This is a genomic window from Peribacillus sp. CSMR9 (assembly GCF_033141925.1).
GTDB classification, from domain to species: domain Bacteria; phylum Bacillota; class Bacilli; order Bacillales; family DSM-1321; genus Peribacillus; species Peribacillus simplex_A.
Genome location: NZ_JAOPHO010000048.1, coordinates 1 through 22,337 on the forward strand (window position 1 = coordinate 1; position 22,337 = coordinate 22,337).

At 40.6% G+C, this 22,337-nt stretch carries 21 protein-coding genes and 6 tRNA genes; 1 reads left to right on the forward strand and 26 read right to left on the reverse strand.

Annotated features, from left to right (window positions below; genetic code table 11):
- Positions 1 to 79: 79 nt before the first annotated feature.
- From N9I19_RS17850 to N9I19_RS17930, 17 genes are all read right to left on the reverse strand, one after another.
- Positions 80 to 153 (reverse strand) — tRNA-Gly (locus N9I19_RS17850).
- Positions 154 to 182: 29 nt separating this feature from the next.
- Positions 183 to 259: transfer RNA gene (locus N9I19_RS17855), tRNA-Gln, on the reverse strand.
- 7 nt (positions 260 to 266) lie between these two features.
- Positions 267 to 343, reverse strand: a tRNA-Arg gene (locus tag N9I19_RS17860).
- Between the two features lie 18 nt (positions 344 to 361).
- Positions 362 to 447 (reverse strand) — tRNA-Leu (locus N9I19_RS17865).
- Between the two features lie 59 nt (positions 448 to 506).
- A tRNA-Leu gene (locus tag N9I19_RS17870) sits at positions 507 to 588 on the reverse strand.
- A 9-nt stretch (positions 589 to 597) separates the two neighbouring features.
- Positions 598 to 673, reverse strand: a tRNA-Lys gene (locus N9I19_RS17875).
- 290 nt (positions 674 to 963) lie between these two features.
- On the reverse strand, positions 964 to 2,256 hold the full coding sequence (locus tag N9I19_RS17880; protein ID WP_061465905.1) for an adenylosuccinate synthase: 1,293 nt from the start codon (positions 2,254 to 2,256) through the stop codon (positions 964 to 966).
- Positions 2,257 to 2,545: 289 nt separating this feature from the next.
- Positions 2,546 to 3,910 carry a replicative DNA helicase gene (gene dnaB / locus N9I19_RS17885; RefSeq protein WP_061465906.1) on the reverse strand — a complete coding sequence of 455 codons (1,365 nt, stop codon included), beginning with the start codon at positions 3,908 to 3,910 and terminating at the stop codon, positions 2,546 to 2,548.
- 140 nt (positions 3,911 to 4,050) lie between these two features.
- Positions 4,051 to 4,500, reverse strand: a complete 450-nt coding sequence (gene rplI / locus N9I19_RS17890) for a 50S ribosomal protein L9 (protein ID WP_061465907.1) — start codon at positions 4,498 to 4,500, stop codon at positions 4,051 to 4,053.
- Positions 4,497 to 6,467 (reverse strand): DHH family phosphoesterase, encoded by a 1,971-nt coding sequence (locus N9I19_RS17895; RefSeq protein WP_061465908.1) that lies wholly within the window; start codon positions 6,465 to 6,467, stop codon positions 4,497 to 4,499. Before N9I19_RS17895 ends, rplI begins: the two co-directional genes overlap by 4 nt.
- A gap of 38 nt (positions 6,468 to 6,505) precedes the next feature.
- Positions 6,506 to 7,453, reverse strand: a complete 948-nt coding sequence (locus N9I19_RS17900) for a YybS family protein (protein WP_089363700.1) — start codon at positions 7,451 to 7,453, stop codon at positions 6,506 to 6,508.
- Between the two features lie 235 nt (positions 7,454 to 7,688).
- Positions 7,689 to 7,928, reverse strand: coding sequence for a 30S ribosomal protein S18 (gene rpsR, locus N9I19_RS17905; protein ID WP_053348323.1), 240 nt, complete (start codon positions 7,926 to 7,928; stop codon positions 7,689 to 7,691).
- A gap of 47 nt (positions 7,929 to 7,975) precedes the next feature.
- The gene (gene ssb, locus N9I19_RS17910; RefSeq protein WP_061465910.1) at positions 7,976 to 8,506 is read right to left on the reverse strand and encodes a single-stranded DNA-binding protein; all 531 of its coding nucleotides are present in this window, start codon (positions 8,504 to 8,506) and stop codon (positions 7,976 to 7,978) included.
- A gap of 70 nt (positions 8,507 to 8,576) precedes the next feature.
- On the reverse strand, positions 8,577 to 8,861 hold the full coding sequence (gene rpsF / locus N9I19_RS17915; RefSeq protein ID WP_034316153.1) for a 30S ribosomal protein S6: 285 nt from the start codon (positions 8,859 to 8,861) through the stop codon (positions 8,577 to 8,579).
- A gap of 194 nt (positions 8,862 to 9,055) precedes the next feature.
- Positions 9,056 to 10,156, reverse strand: coding sequence for a redox-regulated ATPase YchF (gene ychF, locus N9I19_RS17920; RefSeq protein ID WP_061465911.1), 1,101 nt, complete (start codon positions 10,154 to 10,156; stop codon positions 9,056 to 9,058).
- Between the two features lie 166 nt (positions 10,157 to 10,322).
- Entirely contained in the window at positions 10,323 to 10,520 is a 198-nt protein-coding gene (locus N9I19_RS17925; protein ID WP_061465912.1) for a DUF951 domain-containing protein, read from the reverse strand.
- 20 nt (positions 10,521 to 10,540) lie between these two features.
- Complete coding sequence (locus tag N9I19_RS17930) at positions 10,541 to 11,377, reverse strand: mechanosensitive ion channel family protein (RefSeq protein ID WP_061465913.1); 837 nt, start codon at positions 11,375 to 11,377, stop codon at positions 10,541 to 10,543.
- A gap of 390 nt (positions 11,378 to 11,767) precedes the next feature.
- On the opposite strand from N9I19_RS17930, the gene yyaC reads away from it, so the two are divergent.
- On the forward strand, positions 11,768 to 12,403 hold the full coding sequence (gene yyaC / locus N9I19_RS17935; protein WP_061465914.1) for a spore protease YyaC: 636 nt from the start codon (positions 11,768 to 11,770) through the stop codon (positions 12,401 to 12,403).
- A gap of 282 nt (positions 12,404 to 12,685) precedes the next feature.
- Here the strand turns inward: yyaC and N9I19_RS17940 are convergent, their stop codons facing one another.
- The 9 genes from N9I19_RS17940 to spoIIIJ all read right to left on the reverse strand — a co-directional run bounded on the left by N9I19_RS17940 (position 12,686) and on the right by spoIIIJ (position 22,333).
- Entirely contained in the window at positions 12,686 to 13,387 is a 702-nt protein-coding gene (locus tag N9I19_RS17940; protein WP_317778562.1) for a DUF554 domain-containing protein, read from the reverse strand.
- 72 nt (positions 13,388 to 13,459) lie between these two features.
- On the reverse strand, positions 13,460 to 14,317 hold the full coding sequence (locus tag N9I19_RS17945) for a ParB/RepB/Spo0J family partition protein (RefSeq protein WP_061465916.1): 858 nt from the start codon (positions 14,315 to 14,317) through the stop codon (positions 13,460 to 13,462).
- Positions 14,310 to 15,071, reverse strand: a complete 762-nt coding sequence (locus N9I19_RS17950; RefSeq protein WP_034316249.1) for a ParA family protein — start codon at positions 15,069 to 15,071, stop codon at positions 14,310 to 14,312. The genes N9I19_RS17945 and N9I19_RS17950 overlap by 8 nt, the downstream gene beginning before the upstream one ends.
- Positions 15,072 to 15,335: 264 nt before the next feature.
- Positions 15,336 to 16,196, reverse strand: a complete 861-nt coding sequence (noc, locus tag N9I19_RS17955; RefSeq protein WP_061465917.1) for a nucleoid occlusion protein — start codon at positions 16,194 to 16,196, stop codon at positions 15,336 to 15,338.
- A 363-nt stretch (positions 16,197 to 16,559) separates the two neighbouring features.
- Entirely contained in the window at positions 16,560 to 17,276 is a 717-nt protein-coding gene (rsmG, locus tag N9I19_RS17960; RefSeq protein WP_317778563.1) for a 16S rRNA (guanine(527)-N(7))-methyltransferase RsmG, read from the reverse strand.
- Positions 17,277 to 17,306: 30 nt separating this feature from the next.
- Positions 17,307 to 19,193, reverse strand: a complete 1,887-nt coding sequence (mnmG, locus tag N9I19_RS17965) for a tRNA uridine-5-carboxymethylaminomethyl(34) synthesis enzyme MnmG (RefSeq protein WP_317778564.1) — start codon at positions 19,191 to 19,193, stop codon at positions 17,307 to 17,309.
- 21 nt (positions 19,194 to 19,214) lie between these two features.
- Positions 19,215 to 20,600 (reverse strand): tRNA uridine-5-carboxymethylaminomethyl(34) synthesis GTPase MnmE, encoded by a 1,386-nt coding sequence (mnmE, locus tag N9I19_RS17970; RefSeq protein ID WP_061465920.1) that lies wholly within the window; start codon positions 20,598 to 20,600, stop codon positions 19,215 to 19,217.
- A 327-nt stretch (positions 20,601 to 20,927) separates the two neighbouring features.
- Positions 20,928 to 21,548: an RNA-binding cell elongation regulator Jag/EloR gene (gene jag, locus N9I19_RS17975; RefSeq protein WP_317778565.1), complete on the reverse strand. Its 621-nt coding sequence runs from the start codon at positions 21,546 to 21,548 to the stop codon at positions 20,928 to 20,930.
- The gene (gene spoIIIJ / locus N9I19_RS17980; RefSeq protein ID WP_317778566.1) at positions 21,545 to 22,333 is read right to left on the reverse strand and encodes a YidC family membrane integrase SpoIIIJ; all 789 of its coding nucleotides are present in this window, start codon (positions 22,331 to 22,333) and stop codon (positions 21,545 to 21,547) included. The genes jag and spoIIIJ overlap by 4 nt, the downstream gene beginning before the upstream one ends.
- Positions 22,334 to 22,337: the final 4 nt, after the last annotated feature.

Here is a 22,337-nt window from a genome sequence, read left to right on the forward strand (position 1 = left end):
TTTTGCTTTTTTGATAGTGTGTGCTCACTTAAAATTTAACGTTGGCGCTTTGTTTTGTTCAGTTTTCAAAGAGCAATAATGGAGCGGGTGAAGAGAATCGAACTCTCATCATCAGCTTGGAAGGCTGAGGTTTTACCACTAAACTACACCCGCATTTAATTTTAAAGTATTTCCAGAAAGAATGGTCGGGAAGACAGGATTCGAACCGGCGACCCCTTGGTCCAAAACCAAGTGCTCTACCACGCTGAGCTACTTCCCGAAAAATATGGTGCGCCCGGCGGGAGTCGAACCTACAACCTTCTGATTCGTAGTCAGATGCTCTATCCAATTGAGCTACGGGCGCTAATTTCTATGATGTTATTGGTGCGGCCGAGAGGATTTGAACCTCCACGGGGTTTCCCCCACTAGGCCCTCAACCTAGCGCGTCTGCCATTCCGCCACGACCGCGAAAGCGACTTTGTAAGTTTAACACCTTTTCAACTTGTTGTCAAGAAGAAAAATATCAGTGCGGGTGAAGGGACTTGAACCCCCACGCCTTGCGGCGCCAGATCCTAAGTCTGGTGCGTCTGCCAATTCCGCCACACCCGCGAAAAGAAATGGTGAGCCATGAAGGATTCGAACCTTCGACCCTCTGATTAAAAGTCAGATGCTCTACCAACTGAGCTAATGGCTCGTTCTAATGAAATGTAACTTTTCAGGATGTTTCACGTCTCAATGCAGCTACTCGCTTGATGTTGTTAATGCTTGTACTATTGTGACGACGCTTTTGATAATATCATGGTTATCATAGTTTAGGCAATAGTTTTTTTGAAATAAAATTATTTTTTTTTATCTTTTTCCTTTTTCCTACTGTTTCAATCCATTCTTCCAATATCCCAGGTCTCTCGATTGTGACATCAGAATGCAGTGATTGATTCCAATAATGAAGAAGAGCCGGCTAAAAAGCCAGCTCCATTTCATCAATTACGCTAGACGCCAAGGGCTTCTCACGATATTTGTTTGGTTACGGTCAGGACCGACAGAGAAAGTAGTCAAAGGAATGCCTACCAATTGAGATACGCGCTCTACATAGTGGCGAGCGTTCTCTGGAAGCTCATCCAATGATTTGCATCCTGTGATGTCTTCTGACCAGCCTGATAGCTCTTCATAAACTGGTTTACATTCGCCAATCGCTTTTAATGTTGCTGGAACCTCATGAATGATTTCGCCTTTGTATTCATAAGCTACACAAATTTTGACCGTATCAAGACCTGATAACACGTCAATCGAGTTCAATGATAAATCGGTAATCCCGCTGACACGGCGTGCATGGCGAACGACAACTGCATCAAACCAGCCGACACGGCGCGGCCTGCCTGTAGTTGTACCATATTCACGGCCAACTTCACGGATTTGGTTACCGACTTCATCATGCAATTCTGTAGGGAAAGGACCATCGCCCACACGGCTTGTATATGCTTTACATACTCCAACCACATGATTGATTTTTGTAGGACCTACGCCAGAACCGATCGTAACTCCACCTGCAACAGGATTAGATGAAGTGACGAATGGGTATGTTCCTTGATCGATATCAAGCATCACGCCTTGTGCCCCTTCGAATAATACCCGTTTTCCTTCATCAAGTGCGTCATTCAATACAACGGATGTATCACAAACATATTTCTGCACTTGTTGTCCGTACTCATAGTATTCATCCATGATATCTTCGATTTTGAAACCTTCCGTTTCATAGAAGCGTTCAAACATACGGTTTTTTTCGACAAGATTTTGAGCCAATTTTTCCTCGAAAATTTCACGGTCCAAAAGATCTGCCATGCGGATTCCGTTACGAGCAGCTTTGTCCATATAAGCAGGGCCGATTCCTTTTTTTGTCGTTCCAATTTTATTAGCGCCTTTACGGTCTTCTTCGACTTCATCCAATTTGATATGGTAAGGAAGAATGACATGTGCACGGTTAGAGATACGAAGATTATCCGTACTCACTCCATGACTATGTAAATAAGCAAGCTCCTCTACAAGAGCTTTTGGATCAACCACCATACCATTTCCAATGACACAAATTTTATCACTATAAAAAATCCCTGACGGAATTAAATGCAGTTTATAGGTAACGCCATTAAATTTTATTGTATGCCCTGCATTATTCCCACCTTGATAACGAGCGATGGCTTCCGCATTCTGGGATAGAAAATCTGTTATTTTACCTTTACCTTCGTCTCCCCATTGTGTACCGACTACTACAACTGATGACATCTGAATAAAGCACCTCCAAAGGTTCACGTAATACCGATTATTTACCGGTTCTTATCAAACAAACCTATTTTATCAATAATCCAAAGTGGAAGTCAATACAAAATCCGAACGTTACACATTTCAAAAAATACTTCGTTCGTAAATATGAAAAAAATTCTTTCCGTTTTCAAAATTGGTTTTGGATTGTCAATCCTTATTCTGCCCTTTGATTTCTTTTATTATTATCACCAGTCCCTTTCTTTTTCCAAAATAAAAACAGCCCGCCATTGCATGAATGGCAGGCAGTTCCCTATGCGCCGGGAGACATCGAATCATCATCGAAGCGGCGTTCGAGGTTAACGAATTTATTATATTCTTTCACGAATGCAAGCGAAACCGTGCCTACTGGACCATTACGCTGTTTCGCTATAATGATTTCAATGATATTTTTATTCTCGGATTCTTTATCATAATAATCATCACGGTATAAGAATGCGACGATATCGGCATCTTGCTCGATACTTCCCGATTCCCTGATATCAGACATCATCGGACGCTTATCCTGGCGCTGCTCCACTCCCCGCGATAGCTGGGAAAGGGCTATGACGGGCACTTTAAGTTCACGAGCGAGCGCTTTAAGTGAACGTGAAATCTCGGATACCTCTTGCTGACGGTTGTCGCCTGAACGACCATCACCTTGAATTAACTGCAGGTAATCGATCAATATCATGCCAAGCCCATGTTCCTGCTTCAAACGACGGCATTTCGAACGAATTTCACCAATCCTCACACCTGGCGTATCATCGATATAAATGCCGGCATTCGACAAGCTTCCCATCGCCATCGTCAATTTACGCCAATCCTCATCCGTTAAGGAACCTGTCCGTAAATTCTGAGCATTGATATTTCCTTCAGCACAGAGCATACGCATAACGAGCTGCTCTGCACCCATTTCAAGACTGAAAATCGCTACATTCTCCTCCGTTTTGGTCGCAACGTTTTGAGCGATATTCAATGCAAAAGCGGTTTTACCAACCGAAGGACGGGCACCCACTATGATGAGGTCATTACGTTGGAACCCTGCTGTCATTCTATCCAGTTCAGCAAACCCTGTCGGTATTCCCGTGACATCCCCTTTACGGGTAGTCAAAATTTCTATGTTATCGTACGTCGCAACCAATACATCCTTAATATTTTGAAAAGACCCGGAATTCTTACGCTGGGCCACTTCCATGATCGTTTTTTCTGCTTCCCCGAGCAGCTCCTCGACCTCGTCCTCGCGACTGTAGCCTTCCTGAGCGATGTTGGTCGCTGTCCTGATCAAACGACGCAGCAATGACTTCTCCTCGACGATGCGGGCATAATATTCAATATTGGCCGCGGTAGGCACCGATCCGGCCAATTCACTTAAATAAGAAACTCCGCCAACCTCTTCAAGGTTTTTTGTCGCAGCCAATTCCTCTGTCACCGTAATCAAATCGACAGCTTTTCCTTCGTCATTCAAATTAAGCATCACATTAAAGATTTTTTGATGAGAGCTTCTGTAAAAATCCTCCGGAATCAAAACTTCCGATGTAACGGTCAATGAAGAGGGCTCAAGAAAAATGGCTCCTAGCACAGCCTGTTCGGCTTCTATATTTTGAGGGGGAATCCTATCCTGAAATTGTTCTATCATATCTTAAAACCTCCCATTCTAAGAGGATACCATTTATATGTTTCTAGTAAAAAAGAAAAAAGTGAAAGGACAACATGCCCAATCACATTTTTCGTCTATCTCTATTTTATCAATTTTTCACAGATATGAAACAGCTAAAATTAGTTAATTTCTTTCACATGCACAGTCAGTGTCGCAGTGACTTCAGGGTGAAGCTTGACTGGAAGCTTTGTATGCCCTAAAGTGCGGATGCCTTCAGCAAGCTCCATTTTACGTTTATCAACCTTGATACCGTGTTTTTTCTGAAGCTCCGATGCAATTTGTTTAGTCGTGATGGAACCGAATAAACGCCCGCCCTCACCGGCTTTGGCAGATAGTTCAACCGTTAATTTCTCCAATTGCACTTTCAATTCTTCAGCATGCTGCAGTTCTTCTGCTGCAAGTGATTCTTCTTTATTTTTCTGGGCTTCCAAAGTTTTTACATTTGTATTATTTGCTTCAACGGCCAATCCTTGTTTTAGCAGGAAATTATGTGCATAACCATCTGCAACATTTTTAACTTCCCCTTTTTTCCCTTTACCTTTTACGTCTTTCAGAAATATTACTTTCATTCTTTTTGTCCCCCTTCTAAATATTCATCTATAGCTGTTTTTAATCGACTTTCTGCTTCATCAATGGAGCATGCCTGTTGAGTAGCGGCATTTGTTAAATGTCCGCCTCCATTTAACATTTCCATGATCACCTGTACATTGATATCACCAAGGGATCGCGCACTTATGCCTACTGTATCATCAGATCGCTTAGCCATTACAAAGGAAGCAACAACGCCATCCATGGTCAATAGGGTGTCCGCAGCCTGAGCAATGAGTACCTGATTGTGGACCTGATCGGTTTTTGCCGAGGCAATTGCAATTCCCTTTTTATAAAAGATAACTTCTTCAATGAGCTTCGACCGTTTAATATAGGTGTCAACGTCTTCTTTTAAGAACTTCTGGACAAGTACCGTATCAGCTCCATGTGCCCTTAGATAAGAGGCTGCATCGAAAGTACGTGAACCTGTTCTTAAAGTGAAGCTTTTCGTATCCACAATGATACCTGCAAGTAGCGCCGTTGATTCCAGCATATCTATCTTACTGCGTTTCGGCTGATATTCAAGCAGTTCGGTCACAAGTTCTGCTGTTGAAGACGCATATGGCTCCATATAGACGAGCAATGAGTTTTTGATGAACTCCTCACCCCGGCGATGATGGTCGATGACTACAACCTTATCGATCCTATTCAATAACCGCTCTTCAATTACCATAGAAGGTTTATGTGTATCGACCACAACCAGCAATGTCTCATCCGTAATCATTTCAAGAGCATCATCAGGAGTTATAAACCGGGCATAAAGCTCTTCTTTATTTTTGATTTCCTCCATTAAACGAAGTACACTGCTATCAAGCTGCTGGGTGTTAATTACAATATAGCCTTCACGTTCATTCATTTGGGCAACTTTCAAAATGCCGATGGCTGAACCGATTGCGTCCATATCCGGGTTTTTATGGCCCATGACAATGACTTTATCACTATCAAGGACTATATCCTTCAATGCATGGGAAATCACACGTGCACGGACCCTCGTGCGTTTTTCCATCGGATTGGTTTTACCGCCATAGAATTTCACTTTTCCATTCGCTTGCTTGATGGCTACCTGGTCACCGCCCCGTCCTAAAGCGAGATCCAAGCTGGACTGTGCAAGTGTACCTAGTTCCGGTAAGGATGACACTGCCGAGCCGACCCCGATGCTCAAGGTCAATGGTACATTTTGCTTGGCGGTCGTTTCCCTGATTTCATCCAAAATCGAGAATTTTCCCTTCTCAAGTTGCTGAAGGATATGCTCATTAAAGACAGCGATGAATCGCTCCGAGGAAACCCGTTTAAAGAAAACGCCATTATCCCTTGCCCATTTATCAAGAAGTGAGGTAACCAAGCTATTAATGCTGCTTTTACGCTGATCATCCATACCCTGTGTCAAATCATCATAGTTATCAAGGAGAATGATCGCAATTGCCGTTCGCTCATCTTCATATAGTTTCTCGATTTCCACTTGCTCCGTCACATCAAAAAAGTAAAGAAGCCTTTCCTCTCGCTTATGGACCACTTTGAATTTTCGATCGTGGAGCGTAATTGTCTCTGTCTCGATCTCTTGCTTAATTAACGGAACGATCGAGTCCGCAACATCGTATAGCGATCTTCCTGCCAAGGAGTCTTCACTAAAACACGAAGCCAGGAATGGATTGGTCCATTCAATGTAATAATCCTCATTAAAGAGCATGATCCCAATTGGCATTTCCAATAACGCTTCCTCACCGACCTTTTTTAAACGGTAAGATAAAGTCGTTATATACTCTTCTGTCTTACGTTGCTTTTTTTCTACCATTCTTAATGTTAAATAAAATAAACCAGCAAGAATCAATAAACCAACAAGTGCAATAACCCAATTATAATAAGCCAGTACGCCCAAAAGTAACACGCCCGCGGCCAGCATCCCATACACTGGGGACTTAATCGAGTATTCTTTCAAATAAGATGGCATAGTTTCAGCTCCTAAAAGCATCTGTTTTACAAAAAAGTCTATTCCTTTTTCTTGATCGTCTCCCTAAAAGGAAATCCTAAATCTATTATACCTAAAAATCGTACGGCCGTTGTAATAATCGGAATCGGCAGGAGCAAAGAAAAAACCACGATTAAAACAGGTATGGCTTTAGCCCATGACTTCACATGAGCGATATAAAATATCAGGGAATATCCTTGTAATAAAATGAAGAACTGCAGGATGAAAAATAGGTTCGATATGGCCATATATACAAAACTATTCTTGTCCGTATTCACAAAAAGAGCAAGAAGCATCGTAATTAAATAATACCATAAAAGGCTTTTCGGGAGTCGAAGATCTCGAAAATGAGGCCATTTTAGCGTTTTATCGCTGAACCTCTTCACAATGGGATGTGCAGCGAAGAAAATCAATAAAACCATGCTGACTGATATCAACACGAACAAACTTGGCATCAGCGTATTTATCATATCGATTGATTCATACATCTGCTTTTTGACTTGTTCCGTCGGTGCCTGTCCTAAAGAATCCATGATGTCGATTGTTTTTTTTATAGATCCTTCAGCCATATTCATCGATTCTTCTATGTAATTAACATCCGTTATTAACACTGAAGCTGCATATATTAATAAAATTCCTCCCAGGAAGACAAGGACTGCACTTATGAACATAGGTGCCATCGGTTTGTCCTTTTTCAAAAAATAGCCGATCGCAATTCCCGTTGCCCCCATAAGTAAGGTAAGCGGGACAGACAATATCGTCCCGATGAGGATCGACAATAGTGAAGCAATGAATAGGTAACCGAGGCTCCACGATAACTTTTGTTTGATTGTGACCAGTATGAATGGAATGGGTAAAAAGAAAGTAGTGAAGATACCCACTAGCGGGACTTGAATGGTGATGAACAGTAAAATGCAATATAGTGCCAAAAGGGCTCCACCCTCCGCAATTCGTCTCCCGTTATTCATTTTTTCACCCCCCGTTATTATTAAAATTAATGTCTTATCTTCATATTGTATCCGTTACGGCCAGGATATTTCAAACATCACATTCTTTTTTAGGATATGATTATTTTTTGTAAGGAAAACACCTTTTTAAATTCCTTTTAAAAATAAAAAAACCGCAATTCAGCGGTTTTTCAGCATAAAATCCTAACTTATAAAAAAAGGCACATTAAGGAAAACTCCTCAATGTGCCAATTTATTATTCACCAGATACATATGGAAGTAATGCCATAGTACGTGAGCGTTTAATAGCAATCGTTAATTTACGTTGATATTTAGCGCTTGTGCCAGTTACACGACGTGGTAAAATTTTACCGCGTTCTGAGACGAATTTTTTAAGAAGATCTGTATCTTTGTAATCAATTTTAGTGATTCCGTTAGATGTGAAATAACAAACCTTTTTACGCTTACCGCGTCCTTTACGTCCACCCATTGCCATAATAAATTTCCCTCCCTGCTTTTTAAATTTTCATTTTAAACGGCTGTTTAAAACGGAAGATCGTCATCTGAAATGTCGATTGTTTTACCGTCATTTGCAAATGGATCATCATCTACACGAGTGTAGTTGTTATTGCTCCGTTGATTCTGATTAGGATTTTGTCCATACGAATTGTTGTCATTTCCGTTATTATTGTTACCATAACTTTTTTGACCTCCACCGTAAGAACCGCCTTCATTTCTTTCACCCGCTGAACTGCTTCGTGGTTCAAGGAATTGAACGCTCTCAGCCAGAATCTCCGTCACATATACGCGTTTGCCGTCTTGTCCTTCATAATTACGTGTTTGGACACGTCCATCCACGCCAGCTAAACTGCCCTTTTTCAAGAAGTTAGCTACATTTTCTGCCGGTTTACGCCAAACTACACAGTTAATGAAATCCGCTTCACGTTCACCTTGCTGATTCGTAAAACCACGATTCACAGCTAAAGTAAAGGTAGCTACAGGAACTCCATTAGGTGTATATCGCAATTCAGGATCTTTAGTTAAGCGTCCTACCAAAACTACGCGATTCATCATCAGAATCAACCCCTAGGTTTCAAACTTGTTTCACGTGAAACAAGATTAGAATTTATATTAAAATATTGGATTAGACTTCTTCTCTAGTAGCCATGTGGCGAATAATGTCTTCACTGATTTTAGCAAGACGATCGAATTCTTGAATCGCAGCACTTTCAGCGTTAACTTTAAGAAGCATGTAGTAACCATCACGGAAATCATTGATTTCGTATGCAAGACGGCGTTTACCCCATTCTTTTGCTTCTACTTCCGCACCATTATCAGAAAGGATTGTGTTGAAACGTTCAACTAAAGCTTTTTTAGCTTCTTCCTCAATGTTTGGACGGATGATATACATAATTTCGTATTTTCTCATCACTGTCACCTCCTTTTGGTCTAAGCGGCCCAATTGGGCAAGGAGCAATTATTTATAATTACTCACAAGATAAAATTATAGCATAGTTAAAGTGGCTTTGCAACGAACGGTTCGACTTATTACAATTAATTGAAATCTAATGATTAAAGGCTCAAAAAAGACCCTGCATTGGGAAAATGCAGGGTCTTTTTAACTTAAACGTTGAAACGGAAATGAATTACATCGCCATCGTTAACGATGTATTCTTTTCCTTCTAATCGAACTTTTCCTGCTTCTTTTGCAGCACTATGACTGCCCGCTTCAAGCAAATCGGTATAAGAAACGATTTCGGCACGGATGAAGCCACGTTCGAAGTCCGTATGAATGACACCTGCACATTGAGGGGCTTTCATACCTTTACGGAATGTCCATGCACGCACTTCCTGTACACCAGCTGTAAAGTATGTTGCCAATCCGAGAAGATTATATGAAGCACGGATCAACTGGTCAAGACCCGACTCTTCAATGCCAAGTTCAGATAGGAACATTTCCTTTTCTTCACCTTCAAGCTCTGCAATTTCTTCTTCGATTTTGGCACAAATTACGATTACTTCTGCATTTTCCTTCGCAGCATATTCACGAACTTGCTGAACATATTCATTATCGTCAGCATTAGCCACTTCATCCTCGCTCACATTCGCCACATAAAGAGTCGGCTTCGCCGTAAGCAAGTGCATGCCCTTCACCATTTTTTGCTGTTCCTCGGTAAATTCAACTGAACGGGCGGGCCTTTCATTCTCCAATGCTTCTTTTAAAGCCACAAGAATTTCATGTTCAGCCACTGCGCCTTTATCTTTTTGCTTGGCCATTTTTCCGACACGGTCGATGCGTTTGTCAACGGATTCCAAATCGGCCAGGATCAATTCAAGGTTGATGACTTCGATATCATCGATTGGATTTACTTTTCCAGAAACATGAGTAATGTTATCGTCTGCGAAACAACGGACAACCTGACAAATTGCATCCACTTGACGGATATGGGAAAGGAATTTATTACCAAGACCTTCTCCTTTACTGGCCCCTTTTACAATTCCGGCGATATCCGTGAATTCAAATGCTGTCGGAACCGTTTTTTTTGGTTTAACCAATTCTGTCAATTTTTGCAGACGGTGATCTGGCACTTCAACAATCCCGACATTTGGGTCAATCGTACAGAAAGGATAGTTGGCAGATTCCGCACCTGCCTGAGTAATTGCATTAAATAAAGTGGATTTACCTACGTTAGGCAAACCTACTATACCTGCTGTTAAAGCCATTTATATTTCACTCCTTCAAGATAAATCGTACATATGGGAAAAAGTCTGATTTTCTATAAAAACCATCCAATTACCTAAACCTTTCCCAATTATAGATTTCGCTTCCTAAAAAGACAAGTAAATCATGAGAAACTCAGGACTGCCTTCACTCAAAAAAAAAGCATGATCACTCCTCATGCTTTTGTAGAACTTTTTTCATTTTCTTCGCGAATTCACGTCGAGGCAGCATTACGCTATGACCGCAGCCTTCACATTTTATCCGGATATCCATACCAAGTCGAATGATTTTCCACTTATTTACTCCACAGGGATGTGGTTTTTTCATTTCCACAATATCCTTAAGCGCAAACTCTTTTTCTTCCATAACCATGAGCCCCCTAATTCCTATGACTCGCTGCCATTGTACGTAGATTTAATCCCACTTAAATCAAGCGCAGCACTTATTTCTTTTCTTAATATTCTACTCATTTCGACATGATGCATCGGTTTTGTTTCAGCAGTGACCCGAAAGACAACTTCATCAGGACTTATCGCTTCAATTCCTAAAAATTCAGGTGCTTTGACTAAGAAGTCATATTTACCTTCCATATTATTCAAGGTTTGAATGAGTACCCTCTCAGCAAGTTCTACTGATCCATCATTAGGTATAGCTACATCCACAACAGCCTTACTATTTAATATAGAATAATTTGTAACTTGAACAATACTACCATTAGGTATGAGGTGCAATTCTCCTGAGCTACTTTTAATCTTTGTTGTACGAAGCCCAATTTCGAGAACTTCACCCTCAAAAGTATTAATTTTAATATAGTCCCCAACCGAGAAGTGATCTTCAAAAATCACAAAGAATCCTGTGATGATATCTTTTACCAAACTTTGAGCACCGAACCCAACTGCCAAACCAAGTATCCCAGCTCCAGCCAGCAAAGCCTTTACATCAAATCCGAAAATTTCAAGAATCATTACCAAGGCAATAAAATTAATAACATAAGTGACTATATTTTCCAGCAACTTAATGAGTGTCGTTTCTCTGCGCTCTGAAACGCGAATAGGACTTCTTAAGCGAACCGCGAAAAATTTACTTATGACCGTCTTTCCTATTCTAATAATAATACGTGATAACAGGAGAACAAGGAAGATTTTAATGATTCCTTCCCCTAATAGTAACCATAATTTTTCATCCATTACCTCTTTTGTAACGTTATCATAAATGCGTTCCATCTTTTCCTCCTGGCTAATCCAAAATTCTGCAAAACTTTTATATTTTCTCTATGACTTTACCATACCGACTTATTCCTCTACCCCTCATGCTGTGAGATAACCCGAATAGGAGAAGTTTTCTCTATTTTATCAATAAATAAGGGTTTCTGTACAAAAAAAATATGGGTATATAGGTAAAAGAAATAGAAGTTTTTTCCGAGTTAATCCAGTATTTTTTTACTAGAATGTATAAATGAAAGCAATTGGTAGAGGAAGAAAAGTCAATCCATTTCCCCTTCACCTGTTTGCAAGTTCTACAAAAATTTCCCTCATCCGTTATGTTAAATATCGTATATTTTTTCCTTTTTATCCGTATACTGTAATACCAAATAAAGTAAAGGAGTTGAGCCGATGAATCTGAATTCTAGTCTATTTAATAATAATAAAAATAGATTGAGCCGCATCCTGCATGAAGATACGGATGCATCCAAACAAATTTCCCAGGAATTAATCAACCTTCTACCAACTGGGAAGCTTCAAACAATCGTCATCGTCTGTATAGGCACAGACCGTTCTACAGGCGATTCCCTCGGACCACTTGTCGGCACTCTGCTAAGTGAAAAAGCTGAAAACAGTTCTTCATCGTTCCATGTTTATGGTACTTTAGATGACCCTATACATGCGATGAATTTATCAGAAAAATTAAATGAAATAAAAAAGATTCATACCAATCCATTTATAGTCGGAATCGATGCTTGCTTAGGGAAGATGAAAAGCGTCGGTATTGTCCAAATCGGTCAAGGACCAGTGAAACCAGGTGCTGGGGTCAATAAAGATCTTCCTTCCGTTGGAAATGCCCATATAACAGGAATCGTGAATGTAAGTGGCTTCATGGAGTTCATGGTCTTGCAAAACACTCGTCTTAATCTTGTGCTAAAAATGGCCAAAACCATCGCCGAGGGGATTTATGAAGCACAAAATCATTATCCAGTAAAACCTTCCATCACTCCTTTCACATTGTCATTCAAGCAAGAAAAAACCCTTTGATCGGTTTTGCTGATCAAAAAAATGAAGGAAGGGATTATTCCCTTCCTTCTTTTATTTAGGCTGTTTTCACATACTTTGTTGCTATTTACCAGGTAGTGAGTTGTGGTTGATTTCCCCTCCAGATGCTCGCTTTCCGCGGGGCGGGCGGTGAGCCTCCTCGGCGTAAACGCCTGTGGGGTCTCACCTGTCCCGCTGCTCCCGCAGGAGTCTCGCACTTCCGCTCCAATCAACCTTAAATAGTTTCGTTTTAAAAACAACAATCTTTACGAAAAGAGCCTTTATTTAATAATAATACATGATTGTAACTAAAATGGCGGTGATCATTATGCCAGGAAGCAGATTAGCCACCCTTATTTTGGTGACACCGATAATATTCAAACCAATTGCTAAAATCATGACTCCCCCAGTTGCCGTCATTTCCAGTATGAAGGAATCCATTAAAGCAGTTGGGATCAGCGTATTAATCTGTCTTGAAAAAATTGCTATCAAGCCCTCATAAAGAATGACCGGAAATGCCGAAAAAAGTACTCCTATGCCAAGCGTACTGGCGAGGACCAGTGCTGTAAATCCATCGATGATCGCTTTTGTTATCAAAACGTCATGATCATTCCGGATACCGCTATCCATGGCACCGATAATGGCCATCGCCCCAATGCCAAATATGAGCGTAGCCGTTACAAACCCCTGGGATATCGAAATTCCTTCTTTTGCTTTCATCCTGCGTTCAATCCAATTGCCTAAAGAATTAAGCCTAGCCTCAAGATTCATCCATTCCCCAAGGACAGCCCCTCCAACAATACTTAAAATGACAATAAGGAATTGATCACTTTTAAGCCCCATCTGCAAGCCTAAGACCATGACGGCTAAACCAATTCCACTCATGACCGTTTCTTTTATCTTTTCAGGTATATGTTGCAAAAACCTTCCCAAAATCGAACCGATTAAAATGCAGGCACCATTCACCAAAGCCCCTAATAATACCATCTCATTCACCCAATTTTCCACAGTAAAAAATAGATTAAACCTCTGTTGCCACTTTTTTTTCATAAAGGCGATCTAAGAGGAAATGTTCTCTTGATCGATCAAGTCCAAAATTCTCTCCAGATCTTCTTTTGAAAAGAATTCGATTTCTATTTTCCCTTTTTTCTTGCTTTGTTTTATCGTTACACTCGTTCCCAGTCTTTCACGCAGACTTGACTCGCGTTGCTTTATGAATATATCTTTTTTATCTTGTTTCTTAGGTTTGGTTTCACGTGAAACGGTATCATTCAATTGATGTATATATTGCTCCAGCTGTCTGACATTCATTCCTTCTTTGAGGATTTTATCCACTACTGGCTTAAGCATCTCCTTTTTCTTTAAACCCAGTAATGCTCGGCCATGCCCCATGGAAATTTCCCCTTCGGAGATATAACTCCTAATCCCTTCAGGCAAAGATAGCAATCTTACATAGTTCGCGATATGGGGTCGGCTTTTACCCAACCTATTGGCCAGCTGTTCCTGGGTGAAATTCAATTTTTCAAGAAGTGTCTGATAAGCGGCAGCTTCCTCAATTGGATTTAAATCTTCCCGTTGCAGGTTTTCCAAAATCGCCAGTTCCATCATCTGCTGTTCATTCAATTCCCTCACAACAACCGGAACTGTCTTTAAACCAGCTTCCTTGGCAGCACGATAACGCCTCTCCCCAGCAACGATTTCATAGCCCTTAATACTTTTCCGGGCAATAATCGGCTGTAATATCCCATGTTCCATGATAGATTGCTTTAATTCTTCTATAGCTTCAAGTCGGAAGCTCTTTCGGGGCTGATAAGGATTTGGCCTTAATTCCCTTAATTTGATTTCACGCACGATTTCATCTTTACTTATATCCCCAGTGAAAAGTGCGTTAAGTCCTTTGCCAAGTCCTTTAGCCATTTGATACCACTTCCTTTGCCAGTTCTAGATAGACCTCCGCTCCTCGTGACTTTGGATCATATATAATTATTGGTTCTCCATGGCTCGGTGCTTCACTCAAACGGACATTGCGAGGGATGATGGTTTGATAGACTTTATCCTGAAAGTATTTTTTGACCTCTTCTATAACCTGGAGACCTAAATTTGTCCTGGCATCCAACATCGTCAATAGCACACCCTCGATTTTCAAATCATGGTTCAAATGCTTTTGGACGAGACGGACCGTATTCAAGAGTTGACTCAGGCCCTCCAATGCATAATATTCACATTGTACAGGAATCAAAACTGCATCTGCTGCCGTTAATGCATTAAGCGTAAGCAAGCCCAATGATGGAGGACAGTCAATCACGATGTAATCATATTGACTTTGCACCTCTTCTAATGCCCTTTTTAATCGGACTTCCCTTGAGATGGTTGGAACAAGTTCAATTTCAGCACCTGCAAGTTGAATTGTCGCAGGTATAGCATATAAGTTTTCTACCTTTGTTTCCATGATGACGGTACTGGCTTCGACATCATCAACCAATACATCATAAATACATTGTTCCACATCCGCTTTATCAATACCTGCACCGCTTGTCGCATTTCCCTGCGGATCGATATCGACCATTAAGACTTTCTGTCCTATGTATGCAAGACAGGCACTTAGACTGACAGAAGTTGTCGTTTTTCCAACACCGCCTTTTTGATTGGCAATGGCGAGAATCTTACCCACGAATTCACCTGCTTTCAACTATCTTCATCACGCTATATCTATTAACTTTTACCGTAAATCCATTTATTTCTTTCTATTTTATCATGAATGTTACTGGAAGAAATCGTTTTCTGAAATTCCTCATAAAATTTGAAATTTATCTAAACAGCATGAAAAAACCGAGAAAAATTGAATAATTTTCAGGGTGTAAAATGCGAGTTTTTGGCAACAAAATAAAAAAAGCTTGGTAATCGGAGACTACCAAGCAGGGTTAAGGATAGGGAATCAAGTTTTTTTCTTAGGTATTTTAATCGTGAACTGATAATACTCCTCGAACTCTTCTTCCTCTGCATCCAAATTTATTCCATTGTCTGTAACCATACTGAGTGATTGGCGTATAGTATTCACGGCAATTCTCATGTCTTTACTAAACGCTTTTCGCTTAGGTTTCGGCTTCTGTACAGTACCCGTCAAGAGCTTGACGACCATCTCTTCGGTCTGCTTGACGTTTAACCCTTTTTCGATGATTTCCAAAAGCAGTTTGAGCTGCTTTTCAGGACTCTTTAACGGTATCAACGAGCGGGCATGGCGTTCCGTAATTTGCTTTTGAAGAAGAGCATCTTGAACTTCCTGGGGCAGCTTAAGCAACCGAAGCTTATTTGCCACGGTAGATTGTCCTATTCCCAGTCTTTGTGCCAGAGCTTCTTGGGTTAGACTATGCAGCTCCAATAGTTTGCCGTAAGCCAAAGCTTCTTCAATTGGTGTCAGTTCTTCTCGCTGAAGGTTTTCTATCAGCGCAACGGAAGCCGTTTCTGTATCGGTGAAATCTTTGATTATTGCAGGTGCCAATACCCAGCCAAGCTTTTGCATGGCTCGAAAACGACGCTCACCTGCAATGATTTCATATTTTCCCTGTCCATATGCCCTTACTACAATGGGCTGAATGATCCCATGTGTATGAATCGTTTGAGCCAATTCAGCAATTTTATCGTCATTAAAAACGGTCCTTGGTTGAAATCGATTAGGCACAATATCAGAAATGGAAATTTTTCTTATTTCTTCATTATTATTGCTAGGTGTCTCCATCTCTAGTTGCTGTTCTTCTTTTTCGCCAAACCCAAAGAACCGCGAAAAAGGATGCTTCATCTTCCTACACCACCTTTTAAAACTCCCAAATAACATATTCTCTATTTAAAGGACAAGTCCTGCATACATTTCCCGACATGGTTATACATATGGGTCTTCACTGTAAAAAACATGTCGACTGGCGTCATCAAGGCAAAAAAGAAGAATGAACGGCCAGTTTTTATAAATATCAGCCGGCTTGCCCAAGATTATTTCCCTGAAATCAAAAAGAAAAATCGCCGGCTTATAGCCCTGCTGGAAAAGAAGGAACACGTTTGACATTGTACCAAAAAAACCCTTCATGTTGGCTTATACAGTATTGAATGAACATAACAAGGTCATACTCTTATAGTAAATATGAAACCTGCCTCATCAGTATAAGGGTTATTCGATAGGCTGCTTATTCGGTGTCCCTGGTTTTCTTGGGTATTTTTTAGGAGTCTTCTTCACTTTTTTTACAGTAATGATGTTTCTTTCACTATTTTCCTCTGGCAATGTGAAAGGATGAATTTCTTCGATTTCTCCGCCTAATGTAAAAATGGCCTTCTTCCCTGTATCCATTTCATCTTGTGCACTAGCAGCTTTCATGGCAATGAACGTCCCATCTGGTTTAACAAGCGGCAAACATAGCTCACTTAAAACGGACATCCTGGCTACCGCTCTTGCCATTACAATATCATAGGATTCGCGATGCTCTGGTTTTTGAGCGAAGGTTTCCGCCCGGTCATGATAGAAGGAAACTCCCTTTAATTGCAAAGACTCAGCAAGGTGATTCAAAAAAGAGATTCGCTTATTCAAAGAATCCACAATCGATACGTGGATACCAGGGAAACAAATCTTCAATGGAATACTCGGAAATCCAGCTCCAGCCCCGACATCGCAAATTTGATAAGATTTGTTAAAGTCGAAATAGAAGGCTGCACTTATTGAATCATAAAAATGCTTTAGATAAACTTCTTCTTTATTAGTGATGGCTGTTAAGTTCATCTTTTCGTTCCATTCAACCAATAATCGATAATAAGTGTCAAACTGATCAAGCTGGTGAGGAGAAAGCTCAATCCCTTTCTCCTGCAGTGCTTGTTGGAACTGTTCAATATTCATGTTTTCTTCAATCCTTTTCGGGTATTTCCATTACTGAGATACTCTGGCAATCTTACCTTGTTCCAAATAAACAAGCAAAATGGAAACATCAGCGGGATTCACACCGGAAATTCTTGAAGCCTGGGCTACTGATAGCGGGTGGACCTGCTTTAATTTTTGGCGTGCTTCCGTTGCTAGACCAGAAATTGCATCATAATCGATATTCTCTGGAATCTTTTTATTCTCCATTTTTTTCAGACGATCGACTTGCTGCAAGGATTTTTCAATATATCCTTCATACTTGATCTGAATTTCGACCTGTTCCGTCACATCATCGCTCAGTTCGACATCACTTGGAGCCAGCTTCTGAATATGGGAATAATCCATTTCAGGCCGCTTCAATAAATCGGAGGCACGGATTCCATCCTTCAGCTCACTGCCGCCACTTGCTGTAATGACTTCTTGTACCTCTTTGGTCGGTTTGATGAAGTTTGATTTTAGTCGTTCCTTTTCCATTTCAACCGCTTCTTTTTTCAAAAGGAAACGATTGTAGCGTTCTTCTTTGATCATTCCGATATTGAATCCGATTTCCGTTAAGCGTAAATCGGCATTATCATGTCGCAATAATAAACGATATTCTGCACGTGAAGTCAGCAATCGGTATGGTTCATTCGTACCTTTCGTTACAAGGTCATCAATGAGCACACCAATATAGGCATCGGAACGGCTTAAAATCAGTTCTTCCTTACCTATTGCATTCAATCCGGCATTAATACCGGCCATAAGCCCTTGGCCAGCTGCTTCCTCATAACCGGACGTGCCGTTAATTTGTCCAGCAGTATACAGGTTTTTAACCTTTTTCGTTTCCAATGTAGGCCATAGCTGAGTAGGAACGATCGCATCATATTCGATTGCGTATCCAGCACGCATCATTTCCGCCTTCTCGAGCCCTGGGATCGTTTGAAGGATCTTCACTTGTACATCTTCAGGCAGACTAGTGGACAGTCCTTGAACATACACTTCCTTTGTATTGCGTCCTTCAGGTTCAAGGAAGATTTGGTGACGTGGTTTATCATTGAAACGAACGACCTTATCTTCTATCGATGGGCAATAACGAGGTCCCGTTCCCTTTATCATTCCAGAATACATTGGCGAACGGTGTAGATTCTCATCAATGAGCTGATGTGTCCCCTCATTCGTGTACGTTAGCCAGCATGGCAATTGATCAGTGATGAACTTTGTGGTTTCATAAGAAAATGCACGTGGCACTTCATCACCAGGCTGAATTTCCGTTTTGCTGTAATCTATGGAAGAACTATTGACACGTGGTGGTGTTCCTGTTTTAAAACGGACCAAATCGAATCCTAACTGCTCTAGATGTTCTGAAAGCCTGATTGAAGGCTGCTGATTATTGGGACCGCTTGAATACTTCAATTCCCCTAAAATGATTTCACCGCGTAAATATGTTCCCGTCGTGATTACGACAGTTTTCGCACGATATACCGCACCTGTTTTTGTAATGACACCCGAACAAACGTCGTTTTCAACAATTAATTCCTCAACCATTCCTTGAATCAATGTCAAATTTTCTTGGTCTTCTATCGTCTTTTTCATTTCTTGCTGATAGAGAAATTTATCTGCCTGTGCCCGTAACGCACGAACAGCAGGACCTTTAGCCGTATTCAGCATCCTCATTTGGATATGGGTCTTGTCGATATTTTTTCCCATTTCACCGCCTAAAGCGTCAATTTCCCTAACAACTATCCCTTTTGCCGGCCCACCAACGGACGGATTGCATGGCATGAAGGCGACCATATCCAAGTTAATGGTGATCATCAACGTTTTAGCTCCGACTCTAGCAGCTGCAAGGCCTGCTTCACTACCAGCATGACCAGCACCAATAACAATGACATCATAGCTACCTGCTTCGTATTGCATATCCTTTTCCTCCTTTTACGCTTATTTTCCTAAACAAAATTGTGAGAACAATTGGTTGATCAAATTATCCTGAACGCTTTCACCAATGATTTCTCCAAGGAGCTCCCATGCTTTCGTGAAGTCAATTTGAACCAAATCAACTGGCGTACCCATTTCAATAGCTTCGATTGCGTCTTCGATTGATTGTAATGCCTGTCCTAGCAAGGCTATATGCCTGGCATTCGAAACATAGGTCAGGTCCCCCGTTTCTAAAGAACCCTCAAAAAATAAAGAAGCGATGGCTTCTTCCAATTCATCGACCCCTTGATCCTCAAGTAATGAAGTGGAAACGACTTTATGTGATGCCGCCATTTCCTTAACCTTTGCCGAATCGATTTTCTGTGGAAGATCGGTTTTATTGATGATAACGATAACATCCATTCCCTCAACAGCCTGGAATAGTTTCTCATCTTCGGTTGTAAAATCATCGGAATAGTTCAATACAAGTAATATTAGATCTGCCTCTTTTAATACTGCACGGGACCGTTCAACTCCAATTCGTTCAACGATATCTTCCGTTTCGCGAATTCCTGCTGTATCCACAAGTTTAAGTGGTACACCGCGAACATTGACATACTCTTCAATTACGTCACGTGTTGTACCTGGAATATCAGTGACAATTGCTTTATTTTCATGAACCAAACTGTTAAGCAAAGAAGATTTCCCGACATTAGGGCGCCCTATGATAACCGTCGCAAGCCCATCTCGCAGGATTTTCCCTTGTTGGGCTGTGTGAAGCAGTTTCTCAATTTCAGTCTTCACATAACTACCTTTTTCCAAAAATAAACGATGTGTCATTTCTTCGACATCATCATATTCCGGATAATCTATGTTTACCTCGACTTGAGCGAGGGTCTGTAATATTTCTTGACGTAGGTTTTGGATTAATTTCGAAAGCCGGCCTTCCATTTGACCTAATGCCACATTCATGGCTTTATCCGTTTTAGCCCGGATTAAATCCATAACGGCCTCTGCTTGAGAAAGATCGATCCTGCCATTCAAAAAAGCCCGTTTCGTAAATTCACCTGGTTCTGCTAAACGAGCACCTTGTGAGAGAATAAGCTGTAATACCCGATTGACCGAAACGATTCCACCGTGACAATTTATTTCAACAACATCTTCTCTTGTAAATGTCTTTGGACCCTTCATGACCGAAACCATGACTTCCTCTATGATTTCACCAGTTTTAGGCTGGATAAGATGGCCATAATGAATCGTATGTGATTTCACTTCAAGCAATCCTTTTCCACCTGGTCCTTTAAAGATTCCATCGGCTATTTCTATGGCCTCATCACCGCTGATTCTAACAATGGCGATTGCCCCTTCCCCTAAGGGAGTAGAGATAGCGGTGATTGTATCGAATTCCATGCTTTCACCTCTTATATATTGATGTTTCTATTTTTTTCTGATAATAAAATCTCGAATCTCTAAATAACTACAATACCACAGTATATTCATGAAAAAAAGTAGATACTCCTTCCTTTCAAGAGTTATCCACACGCGTTGAATCCATATTCTATAACACTCATTTTAACTTATCCACATGTGAATAACAAATATCGCCCGCTTTACTGATCATGAGAATAAAAAAAGAATTATGTCAGTTATTGTTGAATTAATCTTTTATAAAAAAACATTCGACATACAACGATATCATGCCCTAAAAAAAAGAACCCCTGCTTAAAAGCAGAAGGTTCATTTGAGTGGACTAATGACTAAATGGCGATATGGTTCCGTCCCACTTGAAGTTGTTTTTATTTTTGGATAATGCAGGAGAGCATTATGGATGACTTTACGTTCATAGGATGGCATTGGCTCCAGTGAAACAGCTTTACCTGTTTTTAGAGCTTTATTTGCCATTCTTCCAGCCAATTGGATTAAAGTTTCATTCCGGCGATTTCGATAATCTTCTGCATCTACAGTAATATTCAAGAACTGCTTCGAATATCGATTTGCAACCAGCTGCGCTAAATACTGAAGGGAATTTAGTGTTTGACCCCTTTTTCCAATTAATAATGCAATTTTATCACCTGATAAATGAAATGTTACGCTCTTACCTTTACGATGGACATCAATTTTTGCATTGACTCCCATTTCCACGCTGACATTCTTCAAAAATTTAAGTGTCTCTTCAATGGGATCGGGAGGCAATGTCACATGGACAATTGCCTTCCTTGCACCAAATAAACCAAAAAATCCTTTTTTGCCTTCATCTTCTATTTCAATCTCCACGCGATCCTTAGTGCTGTTCAGTTGAGCTAAAGCTAAATTTACTGCTTCTTCGACAGATTGTCCTGTAGCAGTTACTTTTTTCACTTTTTCTTTGCCCCTCCCGCGTTTTCCGCAGCTGCTTTTCTAAGATCCGGACCTTTAATGAAATATGTTTGAACGATACCAAAAAGGTTACCTACTACCCAGTAAAGAGAAAGAGCAGCGGGAAATTTAATAGCAAAAACAACAATCATTATTGGCATGATGTAAAGCATCATCGTCATTTGTGCCGCCATTTGTGGATTGGAGTTCATTCCAGCCATCGACATCTTTTGCTGGATAAAAGTCGTAATACCTGCAACAACCGGTAAAATATAATAAGGATCCGGGGAACCTAAATCAAACCAAAGAAAGCTATGTAAAGAAATTTCTTTCGTACGGCTGATGGCATGGTAAAATCCGATCAAAATCGGCATTTGGACCACTATAGGCAAACATCCCGCCAATGGATTCACATTATATTTTGAAAATAAAGCCATTGTTTCTTGCTGTAGTTTTTGTTGTGTGGCAGCATCTTTTGAGCTGTATTTTGCTTGAAGTTCTTTCATCTCAGGCTGAATGGCCTGCATAGCTTTCGAGCTTTTCACCTGTTTGATCATTAGTGGAAGTAATGCTAAGCGAATGATTAATGTAACACCGATGAGTCCCAAACCATAGTTCTCGCCAAATGCTTCAGAAAGCCAAATGATCAGGGCTGATAATGGATAGACAATGTATGAATTCCAAAAACCTTCACTTTCCGCAGTAATAGGTTCTTTAATTTCCGTACACCCTGCTAACAACATCATTATCGAGGCTAGTCCAATAATGAGTAATATTCGTTTATTCAACCGT

What these genes read in the sequence shown, in the direction of transcription:
- dnaB (WP_061465906.1), bottom strand. Translation starts at nt 3,910, where the DNA reads ATGATAGAACAATTTCAGGATAGGATTCCCCCTCAAAATATAGAAGCC.
- rsmG (WP_317778563.1), bottom strand. Translation starts at nt 17,276, where the DNA reads ATGAATATTGAACAGTTCCAACAAGCACTGCAGGAGAAAGGGATTGAG.
- N9I19_RS17945 (WP_061465916.1), bottom strand. Translation starts at nt 14,317, where the DNA reads ATGGCTAAAGGACTTGGCAAAGGACTTAACGCACTTTTCACTGGGGAT.
- ychF (WP_061465911.1), bottom strand. Translation starts at nt 10,156, where the DNA reads ATGGCTTTAACAGCAGGTATAGTAGGTTTGCCTAACGTAGGTAAATCC.
- mnmE (WP_061465920.1), bottom strand. Translation starts at nt 20,600, where the DNA reads ATGGAATTCGATACAATCACCGCTATCTCTACTCCCTTAGGGGAAGGG.
- ssb (WP_061465910.1), bottom strand. Translation starts at nt 8,506, where the DNA reads ATGATGAATCGCGTAGTTTTGGTAGGACGCTTAACTAAAGATCCTGAA.
- N9I19_RS17940 (WP_317778562.1), bottom strand. Translation starts at nt 13,387, where the DNA reads ATGGTATTATTAGGGGCTTTGGTGAATGGTGCCTGCATTTTAATCGGT.
- N9I19_RS17900 (WP_089363700.1), bottom strand. Translation starts at nt 7,453, where the DNA reads ATGAATAACGGGAGACGAATTGCGGAGGGTGGAGCCCTTTTGGCACTA.
- mnmG (WP_317778564.1), bottom strand. Translation starts at nt 19,193, where the DNA reads ATGCAATACGAAGCAGGTAGCTATGATGTCATTGTTATTGGTGCTGGT.
- noc (WP_061465917.1), bottom strand. Translation starts at nt 16,196, where the DNA reads ATGAAGCATCCTTTTTCGCGGTTCTTTGGGTTTGGCGAAAAAGAAGAA.
- rplI (WP_061465907.1), bottom strand. Translation starts at nt 4,500, where the DNA reads ATGAAAGTAATATTTCTGAAAGACGTAAAAGGTAAAGGGAAAAAAGGG.
- N9I19_RS17895 (WP_061465908.1), bottom strand. Translation starts at nt 6,467, where the DNA reads ATGCCATCTTATTTGAAAGAATACTCGATTAAGTCCCCAGTGTATGGG.
- N9I19_RS17880 (WP_061465905.1), bottom strand. Translation starts at nt 2,256, where the DNA reads ATGTCATCAGTTGTAGTAGTCGGTACACAATGGGGAGACGAAGGTAAA.
- N9I19_RS17930 (WP_061465913.1), bottom strand. Translation starts at nt 11,377, where the DNA reads ATGGAACGCATTTATGATAACGTTACAAAAGAGGTAATGGATGAAAAA.
- yyaC (WP_061465914.1), top strand. Translation starts at nt 11,768, where the DNA reads ATGAATCTGAATTCTAGTCTATTTAATAATAATAAAAATAGATTGAGC.
- rpsR (WP_053348323.1), bottom strand. Translation starts at nt 7,928, where the DNA reads ATGGCAATGGGTGGACGTAAAGGACGCGGTAAGCGTAAAAAGGTTTGT.
- N9I19_RS17925 (WP_061465912.1), bottom strand. Translation starts at nt 10,520, where the DNA reads ATGGAAGAAAAAGAGTTTGCGCTTAAGGATATTGTGGAAATGAAAAAA.
- rpsF (WP_034316153.1), bottom strand. Translation starts at nt 8,861, where the DNA reads ATGAGAAAATACGAAATTATGTATATCATCCGTCCAAACATTGAGGAA.